This is a genomic window from Rhodococcus sp. EPR-147 (assembly GCF_001647185.1).
Taxonomy (GTDB): Bacteria; Actinomycetota; Actinomycetes; order Mycobacteriales; family Mycobacteriaceae; genus Rhodococcoides.
Window position 1 is genome coordinate 1 of record NZ_LVCU01000179.1, and the last position, 12,374, is coordinate 12,374.

Genomic DNA, 12,374 nt, shown 5'->3' on the forward strand with positions numbered 1-12,374 from the left:
GATACGGCCCGGTCAATCTCGCCACCGAGGTCGAGGTCCCCGGTTCCGAGCCGGTCACGCTGCTGGCCGTGCATCCCGGTCCCGCCTACATCACCCCGGCGGACATCTGGACCGCTGAATTGGACACGCTGCGAAACGATTTGGAGGCGGTGGCAGGCACCGGCCGGGTGATCGTCAGCGGGGACTTCAACACCACGTACTCGCACAAGAAGTTCCGCAACCTGCTCGACGTCGGATACTCGGACGCCGCAGCGCAATTGGGCAAGGGCCTGATCCCGACCTATCCCACGGACAAGGGCACGCCCGCTGTCGTCGGGATCGACCACATCCTCACCAACTCCGGCCATGCGCGGTCGCTGGAAAGAATCGATCTCCCCGGATCGGACCATCACGGCCTGATCGGGGAGATCGAGTTCTCCTGAGCGTTCGAGCGGAAGTCAGCTCACGCGAACGGACTGCTTTCGAGACTTTCCGCACTGCAACAGGATTCGCACTGCGGCGGGAGTACCGTCCAGTGACGTCACGATGTCGTTGCGCGTCTGTGCCGCGACCGCGGAGACCTTGTCGAGTGTCGTCACGGCCGGGTCGATGGTCGCGGTGATCTCGACGACTCGCTGACCGCGGTCCGACACCGATCGGCCGTGTGCAGACACGACGCCCTCGTGGGCTGCCAGGGACTTGGCAGCACTCTTGGCGGCGGTGGTCAGATCGACACTGAGCCTGCCGTCGACATCCGAGTCTGCAGTGGACGAAAACGCGACGGTGCCGACCGAACGGCGGGGCAGGTGCGCGAGCAGCCACCACAATCCGAGAAGTACGAGAACGATCGCGGCTGCTCCGAGAGCCCAGGGCCACCAGCCGGCGTCGACGGTGGGGTCGACGAACGCGGCATCGATGCGCTCGCGGCCCGGGAACTGGCCACGTTCCCACGCGATTGCTCCGCCGCCGAGGGCGATCAGTGCGAGTCCGACGACCGCTGTGCTGGTTCGGTCGACCGAGGCAGTTGCGCGTTTCACGATGGTTGTCCTGTCGTTCGCACTCGCGTGCGGACTTTCGGTGCCGGCGCGAGTGGGCGGAGAGCGTCTTCGACGGAGGTGGCGATCGACGATTTCAGCGCTGCGGTGTCGGTGCCCGTCACGGTCGACGCGGCGACGGTGACCTTCTTGTTGCCGGCCTTGGCCGTCGCGGAGTCGACTCCGGCGTTGTCGAGAGCGGCGGTGCGAGCAACAGCGGCGACGTCACCCTTGCGGAGCCAGACGTCCTGCTCGGTGAGGGCACGGTGGGTCCGCCGGCGTGGCTTGACGGCGAGTAAGACGAGGATGAATCCGACGACGACGGCGGCAATCCCGGCCGGCAGCATCCAACTCTGCGCGGTGAGCCCGTCCAGGTTCGTGGCAGCGGGGCCGACCCACTCGGGGCCGTCGATGGCACCCAGGTTCAGCAACGCTTCTCGGCCGAGGACCACACCGGCTCCGATGAGGACGAGTGCGAACAGGATTGCGGGTACGGCGGCGGCGGGGTTGGCTACCGGCTTCTTCGTCGCTTTCGCGGTCATTGCACTCTCCCTTCTTCGACGGTGGCTTCGGCGGGTACGCATTGGACGGTGACGTCGACTCGATCGACGGTGTAGATGCCCAGCTCGGACAGATCCCGGGCCACGGCGGCACGAACGTCAGCGGCCACCTTCGCCAGCGGCGATGGCCAGGTGACCGCCACCGCGACCTGGGCGCGAACGCGGGAGCCGTTGATCGTCACGTCGGCCTTGGGTAGGTCACGCCCACCGAGGACGCGCAGGCCCGGCTGAGGGTCGGCAACGGCGTCGGTGCTGCGGGCAGCGAGTACTGCCAGGCGCTCGACGGCCTTGTGCTTGATCTCCAGTGATCCGCGTTCGCCGGCGTCCTCGGGGGTGTCGGTCGCAGCTGTCTCAGTCACGACCGCGACCACGCATGATCGAGTTCAGGTCCAGTTCGCCGTCGATGTAGCGGCCGACGAAGAATCCGAGGCCGCCGAGAACGATGGCGATGAGGAAGCCGGTGAAGCCGCCTGCCGCTGCGGCGATGGCCAGCAGAAGTCCCACGAACAAACCGATGGTTGCAGTGGTCATGGTCTTGATCTCCACTCAGAGTTCGAAGTAGTTGCGCCTGGTGACGCGTTTGCGGATACGAGCGATCCGCTTGGGAAGTGTGCGTAGCGGGGACGGAATCGAGGACGCACGGAATGCCGTCGGTGTGCTCGCTGCGTTGACAGGGGCCGAGGGCAGCACCGCGAATCTTCGGTCGACATCTGCGAGTGCGGCCATGTACCGGGCCGGGTCGCCGCCGATGTCGGGGTGGTGTTCGCGTGCCACAGCGCGCCGAGCCGCCTTGTACTCGGCGGCTCGGTCGTGCGCTGCGTGCTGGTTCACCTGGTCAGACTCGCACAATGTCCTCGACGGTGACGTGCACGGGCCCGTCGACCATCGTCGCCACTGTGCGTCGTACTGCATCGGCCGTCTCGCGGACTGCGACTCCGAACTCCAGCGATACGTGGACCTCGGTCCCGTCCTCACCGATTCGGATGCCGGCGATACGACGCCCGGGCAGATACGTAGCGGCCTCACCGAACATGCCGCCGTGCAGCCCGACGACACCGTCGATCGCCAGTACGGCGTCGGCGATGTCCTCGGACCTGTCACGTTCCGTCATGTGCGGGTCGGTCACTGCACTCGGGTGGTGGCGGGCTCGCTGGTGGTGTCTTCGTCGTCCGAGCCGTCGTCGAGGTAGATGTCGTGAACGACGATGTTGACCTCGGTGACCTCGAGGCCGGTCATGCGCTCGACGGCGTTGATGACGTTGCGACGGATGCCCGCTGCGAGGTCTGCGATGGAAACGCCGTAGTCGGCGACGATGTCGATGTCGACCGCTGCCTGACGCTCGCCGACCTCGACCGACACGCCCTGCGACTGGTTGACGCGGGCACCGGGGATGCGCTCGCGGAGAGCGCCGATTGCGCGGCTGGCTCCGCCGCCGACGGCGTGCACTCCCTGGACCTCACGGGTGGCGATGCCGGCGATCTTGGAGACGACGGTATCGGCAATGGTGGTGCGGCCCTGCGAGCTGACGAGCACGGAGTCCGACTTGGTGGTGATGTCGGTCTTTCCTTCGCCTGCTGCGGATACGGTTGCCTTGGTGTCCGTCGTGGAGCTCATGAATGCCTCTCTTCGTTGTGTGTCTTCGGTGCAGAGTGTGTGACAGGAGTTGGTCGTAGCTCGATCGGTGAAACGCACGTCCAAATAAAGTGACCTACGTCATAGATTACGTCCACTGGTAAACCGGTATCGAAAGACTTGCGTGATCGATGACCACGATGAAGCGAACTGGGGGCCCGATGGAGTGGGTTGACGCGTCGGACCGCGTTCTCGTCGGCGCCGCGGCGCTGGGCGAGACCGATGCGTTCGAGGAGATCGTCCGGCGCTACGGCCCGGAGATGTTCCGCTATGCGCGCAACATGCTGTCCGATCAAGGTGCCGCCGAGGAGGTGGTGCAGGACGCTTTTGTGGCAGCGTGGAAGGGCCTCGACAATTTCCGTGGGGACTCGGCTCTGCGAACATGGTTGTTCTCGTTGGTCTCGCACAAGGTGATCGACCATCGCCGCAAGCGCAGCGTTCCACCCGCCGAGGATTGGTTGTTCGAGCGCAAGAGCACCGGCGCGGGCAGCAATCCCGAGGCCGATGTCGAGGCCGACAGCTTCATGACCGAGCTGGGCGTCGCGCTGTCGGAGCTGCCGTACCGCCAGCGGGCCTGTTGGTTGCTTCGCGAGGTCGAGGGCCTGACGCATCCCGAGATCGGCGCGATCATGACGTTGTCCGCAGGCGCAGTACGTGGTCAGTTGACCAGAGCACGAGCAACATTGAGCGAAAGGTTGGCAACATGGCGAACCCAGTAGAGCCGGATTCGGTTCTCGCGCGTGCTGCCACCGAACTTCGGGACGCACCGCAGGAACCGAATTGGGTGGACATCAGCGCGTCCATCCTCACGAAGGTACGTAACACCACCAGGCGTACGTGGCCTATCGACAGCGCGTATCCGCTCGGCTCCACGGCGGGACCGGCGGACTCGCTGCGGATCAGCGATCACATCGTCAAGACGACGCTCCGGCGTGCACTCGCAGGTGTACGCGGCGCGCAGCCGACCGAGATCGACCTCGACCTCGACGACCATGCCTGTATCGGCCTGTTCGTCGCGGTGATCGGGGTGTACGGCGACGACCTGCAGGCCGCGGGAGAAGAGCTCGCGACCATCGCGATCGACACCGTGTCGGATCTGCTGGGCACCACCCTCGAACGCGATGTCGTGGAGATCCGCGTCGACGACATCGAGGAGCGCTAGCGGATCGCCATGGTCGGTGGAGCGCTGGCGCTGACGTAAAAACTGCGTCATGACCGCTGGTCGACGGCGTAAGAAAGCGTAAGGAACGCGGTTCGGCTCGGTCGCGGGATTCAGGATCGAGCAATGACCGAATTGCTCTGTCTCGTGGTTGCCGCATGTGTTGCGGTGTACCTGTTCGTCGCTCTCCTCGATCCGGAGAGGTTCTGACGCCGCCATGAATCCTGCTCTTGTCGCGGGCCTGCAGATCGCGGTGGTAATCGTCGTGCTGGCTGCGGCGTACGTACCGCTCGGCGACTACATGGCCCGAGTGTTCGACTCGTCCCACGACACGCGCGTCGAACGTCTGCTCTATCGGGTGGCTCGGGTGAACTCCGCCTCCGAACAGACGTGGGTGGGTTACTCCACCAGTCTGCTGGGGTTCTCGTTCGCCGGCGTCGTGTTCCTGTTCGTACTGCAGCGAATTCAGGGTGTGCTGCCGCTGAACGGGGGCCTGTCCGGGGTCAGCCCGGCGATGGCGTTCAACACCGCCGCGTCGTTCGTCACCAACACCAACTGGCAGTCGTACGTCCCCGAGACCACGCTGTCCAACCTGACGCAGCCGCTGGGTCTCGCGGTGCAGAACTTCGTCTCTGCCGCAGTCGGTCTCGCGGTTGCGATCGCCGTCATCCGTGGCTTCGTGCGTGTCTCCACCGGCGGTGAGCTCGGCAACTTCTGGGTCGACCTCACTCGCGGAACACTGCGCATTCTGTTGCCGCTGGCGCTGCTGGTGGCCGTGATCATGCTGACTCAGGGCACCATCATGTCGTTCTCGACCGGATTCACCTCCACCGGACTGGATGGGCAGACGGTCACCAATGCGCTTGCGCCCGTTGCCTCTCAGGAGGCGATCAAGGAAATCGGCACCAACGGCGGCGGCATCCTCGCAGCCAACTCGGCGCATCCGTTCGAGAACCCGACCCCGCTGACCAACATCGTGCAGATCATCTCGCTGCTGTTGATCCCGGTCGCGCTCACCCGCACGTTCGGCACCATGATCGGCAACCGCAAGCAGGGCCTGACGCTGCTGGCGGTCATGGCGACGCTCTGGGCCACGCTGCTGACGGTCACGCTGTTCGCCGAGTCCGGAACCCGGGGCGTCGCAGCCACCGCTGCGGGCGCGATGATGGAAGGCAAGGAAGTCCGCTTCGGCATTCCGGCGTCGGCGCTGTTCGCCGTGTCCACCACCGGAACATCGACCGGTGCAGTCAATTCCGCGCACGACAGTATGTCTGCACTCGGCGGCGGAACAGTACTGCTGAACATGCTGTTCGGCGAGATCGCACCCGGCGGCGTCGGCACCGGCCTGTACGGATTGCTCGTGCTCGCGGTCATCGCCGTGTTCGTCGGCGGCCTGCTCGTCGGCCGCACTCCCGAGTTCCTCGGCAAGAAGCTGGGTCGACGCGCCATCACGATGGCCGCACTGTCGGTACTGGTGATGCCGATCCTCGTGCTCGTCGGCACGTCCATCACCGTGATTCTCGAATCGACGACCAGCTATCAGGGCAATCCCGGTATCCACGGCTTCACCGAGGTGCTCTACGCCTACGCGTCGGCCTCCAACAACAACGGCAGCGCCTTCGGTGGACTGACGGTGACCAGCGACTGGTTCCAGATCTCCCTCGGTGTCGCGATGCTGCTCGGCCGCTTCCTGCCGATCGTCTTCGTGCTGGCACTGGCCGGATCACTGGCGACGACCAAACGCAGCGCACCCAACGCAGGCACCCTCCCCACCGACGGGCCGCTGTTCGGCACATTGCTGATCGGCACCGCGATTCTCGTCGCCGCCCTCACGTTCTTCCCCGCACTTGCTCTCGGACCCATAGCAGAGGCCATGCAATGAACCTGTCACTGAGAACGGCCGTCCCCGGCGCGTTCCGCAAACTCGACCCGAGGCACCTGGCCCGCAACCCGGTCATGTTCGTCGTCTTCCTCGGCTCCATCGTCACCACCATCCTCTCGATCGCACAGCCGTCGGTGTTCGCCTGGTTCGTCACCGGATGGCTCTGGTTCACGGTGCTGTTCGCCAACCTCGCCGAATCCGTGGCCGAGGGCCGCGGCAAGGCCCAGGCCGCCAGCCTGCGAAAGGTCAAGCAGGACACTGTTGCCCGACGGCGCACAGCATCCGGAGTGGAAGAGGTCGCCGGTGCCGAATTGCTCGTCGGCGACGAGGTGATCGTCTCGGCAGGTGAGGTCATACCCGGTGACGGCGACGTCATCGAGGGCATCGCCACCGTCGACGAGTCGGCGATCACCGGAGAATCGGCTCCCGTGGTGCGCGAGTCCGGCGGCGACCGATCGGCGGTCACCGGCGGCACCATCGTGCTCTCGGACGAGATCGTCGTGAAAATCACTGCAGCGCAGGGTGAGACGTTCGTCGACCGGATGATCGCACTCGTCGAGGGCGCGGCTCGGCAGCAGACGCCGCACGAGATGGCCCTGAACATCCTGCTCGCGTCCCTGACGATCGTGTTCCTCTTCGCCGTCGTCGCCATCGGTCCGATGTCGAACTACGCAGGGCAGCAGCAGGATCCGATCCAGCTGATCGCACTGTTGGTCTGCCTCATCCCCACCACGATCGGCGCGCTGCTCTCGGCGATCGGCATCGCGGGCATGGACCGCCTGGTGCAGCGCAACGTGCTGGCGATGTCCGGACGCGCAGTGGAAGCGGCAGGCGACATCGACACGTTGCTGATGGACAAGACCGGCACCATCACCTTCGGAAATCGACGCGCGACCGGCCTGCACCCGGCCACAGGCGTCGACGCCGTCGAACTGGCTCGGGCAGCTCGACTGTCCTCACTCGCCGACGGCACCCCCGAGGGCCGCAGCATCGTCGAACTGGTCGAGCGTGACTTCGAATCTTCGATGGCAGAAGGCGAATCCGAGCGCGGCGAGTTCGTGGCCTTCACGGCGCAGACTCGGATGAGCGGGCTGGACCTTCCGGGCATGGAGATCCGTAAGGGTGCAGCGGATTCGGTCTACAGCTGGATCCGTGAGGGCGGCGGCACGGCGGATCTCGACGCCACCGTGCACGACATCGCCCAGAACGGCGGTACGCCGCTGGTGGTGGCGGTACGCGAAACCGGTTCTGCTGCTCGTGCTCTCGGTGTCGTGGAGCTCTCCGACGTGGTCAAGCCGGGCATCGCCGAGCGGTTCGCACAGCTGCGTGCCATGGGAATTCGGACGGTCATGGTGACCGGCGACAACCCGCTCACCGCCAAGGCCATCGCCGCCGAGGCCGGGGTCGACGATTACCTCGCCGAGGCGACGCCCGAGGACAAGCTCACGCTGATCCGGCAGGAACAGGAGGGCGGCAGGCTGGTCGCGATGACCGGCGACGGGACCAACGACGCCCCGGCTCTCGCCCAGGCCGACGTCGGTGTCGCGATGAACACCGGCACCTCGGCCGCCAAGGAAGCCGGCAACATGGTCGACCTCGATTCCGACCCGACCAAGTTGATCGAGATCGTCGAGATCGGCAAGCAGCTCCTCATCACCCGCGGCGCGCTGACTACGTTCTCGCTGGCCAACGATCTGGCGAAGTACTTCGCGATTCTGCCGGCGATGTTCTCCACCGTCTATCCGCAGCTCGGTGGGCTGAACATCATGCGTCTGGCGACGCCGGAATCGGCGATCCTGTCTGCGGTGATCTTCAATGCACTGGTGATCGTCGCGCTGATCCCGTTGGCGCTCAAAGGTGTTCGCTACACCCCGGCATCGGCGGCAGCGTTGCTGCGCCGGAACCTGCTGGTGTACGGCGTCGGCGGCGTCATCAGCCCGTTCGTCGGCATCTGGCTCATCGACCTCCTCGTTCGACACATTCCAGGGATTGGCTGATCATGCGCTTCGTACAGGGATTTCTTCGCCAGGTTGTTGCCGGCTTCGCAGTGCTGCTGGCATTGACGGTCGTGCTCGGCATCGTCTACCCGGCCGTGGTCTGGGGCATCAGCCGTATCGGGACCGACTCCGCCGAGGGTTCGCCGCTGCGCGACGCCCGGGGCTGCGTCGTCGGAAGCGCGTTGATCGGCGTCGACCCGCAGGTGGCTCCGGGAGAGCCGGATCCGTTCTTCCACACCCGCGTCACCGGGTCGGTGTCCGACGACGACGCGTTCGCTCCGGGGGATCCGGCCGCGGCGCTGCCGACCAACCAGGGGCCGTCGAGCGAGGTGCTGGCGTCGTTCGTCGAGCAGCGCCGCGCTGCCATCGCGGCCCGGGAGAACGTCGATCCGGCCGCGGTACCGGCCGATGCCGTCACCGGGTCCGGTTCGGGGATCGATCCCGACATCAGCCCCGCCTACGCGGCCATCCAGATCGCGCGAGTCGCTCAGGTGAACGGAGCCTCGGTGAGCGACGTCGAGGCTCTGGTCGCCGAGTACACGCACGGGCCGCAGTACGGTGTACTCGGTGCCGAAGCGGTGAACGTTCCGGAGTTGAACCTGGCACTACGGGACACATACCGGCCGGGTGAGGAGACAGGCTGTGGCGGACAGGGGTGAGCTGCGGATCTACCTCGGCGCAGCACCCGGCGTCGGCAAGACCTTCGCCATGCTCGGCGAGGCGCATCGACTGCGCAGCCGGGGCTGCGACGTCGTGGCGGCCGTGGTCGAGACACACGGCCGAGCGCGAACGATCGACGCGCTCGACGGCATCGAAGTGCTGCCGATGGCGACCGTCGAGTACCGCGGGTCCTCGGCGCAGGAACTCGATCTCGACGCCGTCCTGGCCCGAAAGCCGCAGGTGGTGCTCGTCGACGAACTGGCGCACACCAACACCCCGGGCAGCGTGCACGGCAAGCGGTGGCAGGACGTCGAAGTGCTGCTCGACGCAGGCATCGACGTCATCTCCACCCTCAACGTCCAGCATCTCGAATCGCTCAACGACGTGGTGCAGCAGATCACCGGAGTGCCGCAGCGAGAGACTGTGCCCGACAGCGTCGTTCGAGCCGCTGACGAGGTCGAGTTGGTCGACATCACCCCCGAGGCGCTGCGCAGCAGATTGCGGCACGGCAACGTCTACGCCGCCGAGAAGGTCGACGCCGCACTGAGCAACTACTTCCGCGGCGGCAACCTCACTGCCTTGCGCGAGCTGGCGCTGCTGTGGATCGCCGATCAGGTCGACGCGGCACTGGTGAAGTACCGCAAGGACAATCGCATCACCGACACGTGGGAGGCCCGCGAGCGCGTGGTGGTGGCGGTGACCGGTGGCCCGGAATCGGAAACGTTGCTGCGCCGCGCCAGTCGCATCGCCTCGAAGTCCAGTGCCGAGCTGATGGTGCTGCACATCGTCCGCGGCGACGGGCTCATGGGTGTCTCGGCACCGCAGATGGGTTCGGTGCGCAAGCTGGCCGCCGGGCTGGGTGCCAGCGTGCACAGTGTCGTCGGCGACGACGTGCCGACGACGCTGCTCGACTTCGCCCGCGGGGTGAATGCGACGCAGCTGGTGATCGGCACCTCGAGACGGTCACGTGCCGCCCGCATCCTCGACGAGGGCATCGGCGCGGCGGTGGTGCAGAACTCGGGAAAGATCGACGTACACATGGTCACCCACGCCGAGCAGGCCACCCGCAGGGGCATGCAGGTCGATTCGGGTCGTCGACGGATCATCGCGTGGGTCGCCGCCGTCCTGGTGCCGTGCCTGGCCGCCGCCGTACTGAGCACGGTCGGACCGGACTTCGACTCCAGCGGTGAGAGCGCCCTGTTCTTCATGGTGGTGCTGTGCGTCGCGCTGCTGGGAGGGGTTGCGCCGGCAGCACTCTCGGCATTGATCGCGGGCTTCCTGCTCAACTACTTCTTCACCACACCCCGGTACAGCCTGACGATCGCCGAGCCCGACAACTTCGTCGTCACCGTCGTGCTGCTCCTCGTCGCCGTTGCCGTCGCCGCCCTCGTCGACGCCGCCGCCCGGCGGACGCGTCAGGCACGCCGGGCCACCCAGGAAGCCGAGCTGTTGACGCTGTTCGCCGGATCGGTACTCCGCGGAGCGGATCTGACCGCACTCCTCGAACGCGCCCGTGAGACCTATCGGCAGACGGGCGTTGCGCTGTGGGACAACCAGTCCGGATCCATCGTGGGCAGCGCCGGCGCGCAGGCTCCTGTCGATCGTGCCGCAGCCGACACCGAGGTCGACGCGGGCGACTTCACGTTGCTGCTCGTCGGCGAACGTACCCGCGCGCACGATCGGCGGGTACTCGCGGCGGTGGCCAACCAAGCGGCCGGCATGGTCCGTCAGGCGCGTCTCGCCGAGGAAGCCAGCCGAGCCAACGCGCTCGCCGAGGCCGACGCGTTGCGTCGAGCATTGCTCTCGGCCGTGAGCCACGATCTGCGGACGCCACTGTCGGCGGTCAAGGCGGCGTCCTCGTCGCTGCGCAGCACCGACGTTCAGTTCTCGCCCGAGGACACCGACGAATTGCTCGCCACCATCGACGAATCGGCCGATCAGCTGACCGCGTTGGTGAGTAACTTGCTCGACTCCTCGCGGCTGCAGGCCGGCGTGGTTCAGCCCAGTCTGCGACCCGTTTTCGTCGACGACGTGTTGGGCGGCGCATTGATCGGAGCCGACGATCGGGTTCGTGTGGACGTGGGCGATGTAGAAGTGCTGGCGGACCCGGGACTGCTCGAGCGGGTACTGGCGAACCTGGTGCACAACAGTGCCCGCTACGCCCCCACCGGGGACATCATCGTCAGTGCGGCGGTGCACGGCGAGTGGGCGAGTATCTCCGTCGCCGACCACGGACCCGGCATCTCCGAGGGAGCCGAGGAGACGATGTTCGACGCGTTCCAACGCCTCGGGGATCGCGACAACTCGGTGGGCGTCGGGCTCGGGTTGTCGGTGGTGCGAGGATTCGTCCGGGCGATGGGCGGTACCGTCACGGCATCGAACACCGTGGGCGGCGGGCTGACGATGACGGTCGAGTTGAAGGCGGCGAGTAGGTGAAGGTGCGGGTGCTCGTCGTCGACGACGAGCCGCAGATCGTGCGGGCGCTGCGAATCAACCTCAACGTGCGTGGGTTCGAGGTGGTCAGCGCGGCGAGCGGCGGAGAGGCGCTGCGGGTGGCCGCGAACTTCCACCCGGACATCGTGATTCTCGACCTCGGGCTGCCCGACATCGACGGAATCGACGTCATCGCCGGTCTGCGCGGCTGGACCGACGTACCGATCCTGGTGCTCTCGGCTCGCACCGATTCGGCCGATACCGTCGAGGCACTCGACGCCGGTGCCGACGACTTCGTCACCAAGCCCTTCGGCATGGACGAGTTGCTGGCCCGATTGCGCGCCGCCCTGCGCCGTGGACCGCACTCCGTCGCCGACCCCGTTGTCGTCACCGAGGACTTCACCGTCGACCTCGCCACGAAAACCGTTGTGCGAGATGGTGTGAGCGTGCACCTGACCCGTACCGAATGGGGGGTTCTCGAACTACTGGTGCGCAACGAGGGCAAGCTGGTGTCGCAGAAGGACATACTGCGCACCGTCTGGGGACCCGGGCATGAGCGCGAAACACATTATCTGCGAATCTATCTCGGCCAACTGCGACAGAAGCTCGAACGAGATCCGGCCTCCCCGGTGCATCTGATCACCGAAACCGGTATGGGCTACCGGTTTGTGAGTTGACCGCGCTCGCACCTATCCACCGAGTACCTCACCCTCGCGGCGTGGGTCCGCTCCCCCGATCCAACCGCCGTCGGTTCGTTGCAGTGCACTCAGGCCGCTGGACTGGTCGGCGACCGAGACCTGGTGGCCCATCTCGCGGAGCGCCGCGACCACAGGATCGTTCTCGCCCATCACGTTCGGGTGTTCGCCGCCGTAGTTGGTCGACGGGGTGTTGGCCGCACCGAAGTCGACCATCGACACCGCCTGCTGCGGATCCATGCCCCAATCGAGCAGTCCCACCAGTGTTTTGACGACGAACTGGATGATCACCGAACCGCCGGGAGAGCCGGCGACGAGCGCCAGATCTCCGCGCGTGCCGTCT

The 12,374-nt window shown here is 66.2% G+C and carries 17 protein-coding genes; 9 read left to right on the plus strand and 8 right to left on the minus strand.

All coding sequences use genetic code 11. The features are described from left to right. Positions 1 to 422, plus strand: a 422-nt coding sequence (locus A2J02_RS28150; protein WP_331712141.1) for an endonuclease/exonuclease/phosphatase family protein, incomplete at its 5' end; no start/stop codon positions are given. 15 nt (positions 423 to 437) lie between these two features. On the opposite strand, the gene A2J02_RS09055 is transcribed toward A2J02_RS28150, so the two are convergent. From A2J02_RS09055 to A2J02_RS09085, 7 genes are read right to left on the minus strand one after another with little or no spacing between them, the layout of a single operon-like run. Further along, complete coding sequence (locus tag A2J02_RS09055; protein WP_068049438.1) at positions 438 to 1,016, minus strand: hypothetical protein; 579 nt, start codon at positions 1,014 to 1,016, stop codon at positions 438 to 440. Beyond that, positions 1,013 to 1,555: a DUF6286 domain-containing protein gene (locus A2J02_RS09060; RefSeq protein ID WP_068049440.1), complete on the minus strand. Its 543-nt coding sequence runs from the start codon at positions 1,553 to 1,555 to the stop codon at positions 1,013 to 1,015. The genes A2J02_RS09055 and A2J02_RS09060 overlap by 4 nt, the downstream gene beginning before the upstream one ends. Beyond that, on the minus strand, positions 1,552 to 1,932 hold the full coding sequence (locus tag A2J02_RS09065; RefSeq protein ID WP_068049453.1) for an Asp23/Gls24 family envelope stress response protein: 381 nt from the start codon (positions 1,930 to 1,932) through the stop codon (positions 1,552 to 1,554). Before A2J02_RS09065 ends, A2J02_RS09060 begins: the two co-directional genes overlap by 4 nt. Beyond that, positions 1,925 to 2,104: a hypothetical protein gene (locus A2J02_RS09070; RefSeq protein ID WP_027495126.1), complete on the minus strand. Its 180-nt coding sequence runs from the start codon at positions 2,102 to 2,104 to the stop codon at positions 1,925 to 1,927. The genes A2J02_RS09065 and A2J02_RS09070 overlap by 8 nt, the downstream gene beginning before the upstream one ends. A 15-nt stretch (positions 2,105 to 2,119) precedes the next feature. After that, positions 2,120 to 2,404: a hypothetical protein gene (locus tag A2J02_RS09075; protein WP_068049442.1), complete on the minus strand. Its 285-nt coding sequence runs from the start codon at positions 2,402 to 2,404 to the stop codon at positions 2,120 to 2,122. Between the two features lie 4 nt (positions 2,405 to 2,408). Then, a complete protein-coding gene (locus A2J02_RS09080) occupies positions 2,409 to 2,684 on the minus strand; it encodes an Asp23/Gls24 family envelope stress response protein (protein ID WP_068049455.1) in 276 nt (91 codons plus the stop codon). 11 nt (positions 2,685 to 2,695) lie between these two features. Then, positions 2,696 to 3,187 (minus strand): Asp23/Gls24 family envelope stress response protein, encoded by a 492-nt coding sequence (locus A2J02_RS09085; protein WP_068049443.1) that lies wholly within the window; start codon positions 3,185 to 3,187, stop codon positions 2,696 to 2,698. Between the two features lie 149 nt (positions 3,188 to 3,336). On the opposite strand from A2J02_RS09085, the gene A2J02_RS09090 reads away from it, so the two are divergent. The 8 genes from A2J02_RS09090 (at position 3,337) to A2J02_RS09120 (ending at position 12,013) form a co-directional block, all read left to right on the plus strand. Further along, positions 3,337 to 3,924: an RNA polymerase sigma factor gene (locus tag A2J02_RS09090; RefSeq protein WP_082898669.1), complete on the plus strand. Its 588-nt coding sequence runs from the start codon at positions 3,337 to 3,339 to the stop codon at positions 3,922 to 3,924. After that, complete coding sequence (locus tag A2J02_RS09095; RefSeq protein WP_068049445.1) at positions 3,909 to 4,367, plus strand: hypothetical protein; 459 nt, start codon at positions 3,909 to 3,911, stop codon at positions 4,365 to 4,367. Before A2J02_RS09090 ends, A2J02_RS09095 begins: the two co-directional genes overlap by 16 nt. A gap of 123 nt (positions 4,368 to 4,490) precedes the next feature. Next, positions 4,491 to 4,574 carry a potassium-transporting ATPase subunit F gene (locus A2J02_RS27170; protein ID WP_082898670.1) on the plus strand — a complete coding sequence of 28 codons (84 nt, stop codon included), beginning with the start codon at positions 4,491 to 4,493 and terminating at the stop codon, positions 4,572 to 4,574. A gap of 7 nt (positions 4,575 to 4,581) precedes the next feature. Continuing rightward, a complete protein-coding gene (gene kdpA, locus A2J02_RS09100) occupies positions 4,582 to 6,246 on the plus strand; it encodes a potassium-transporting ATPase subunit KdpA (protein WP_068049447.1) in 1,665 nt (554 codons plus the stop codon). Beyond that, positions 6,243 to 8,243 carry a potassium-transporting ATPase subunit KdpB gene (gene kdpB / locus A2J02_RS09105; RefSeq protein ID WP_068049449.1) on the plus strand — a complete coding sequence of 667 codons (2,001 nt, stop codon included), beginning with the start codon at positions 6,243 to 6,245 and terminating at the stop codon, positions 8,241 to 8,243. Before kdpA ends, kdpB begins: the two co-directional genes overlap by 4 nt. A gap of 2 nt (positions 8,244 to 8,245) precedes the next feature. Then, entirely contained in the window at positions 8,246 to 8,902 is a 657-nt protein-coding gene (locus A2J02_RS09110; RefSeq protein ID WP_068049450.1) for a potassium-transporting ATPase subunit C, read from the plus strand. Beyond that, the gene (locus A2J02_RS09115) at positions 8,886 to 11,339 is read left to right on the plus strand and encodes a sensor histidine kinase (protein ID WP_068049452.1); all 2,454 of its coding nucleotides are present in this window, start codon (positions 8,886 to 8,888) and stop codon (positions 11,337 to 11,339) included. The genes A2J02_RS09110 and A2J02_RS09115 overlap by 17 nt, the downstream gene beginning before the upstream one ends. Beyond that, entirely contained in the window at positions 11,336 to 12,013 is a 678-nt protein-coding gene (locus A2J02_RS09120; protein ID WP_094638309.1) for a response regulator, read from the plus strand. The genes A2J02_RS09115 and A2J02_RS09120 overlap by 4 nt, the downstream gene beginning before the upstream one ends. 12 nt (positions 12,014 to 12,025) lie before the next feature. Here the strand turns inward: A2J02_RS09120 and A2J02_RS09125 are convergent. Continuing rightward, a partial coding sequence (locus A2J02_RS09125) for a gamma-glutamyltransferase (RefSeq protein ID WP_197477981.1) occupies positions 12,026 to 12,374 on the minus strand: 349 nt, incomplete at its 5' end.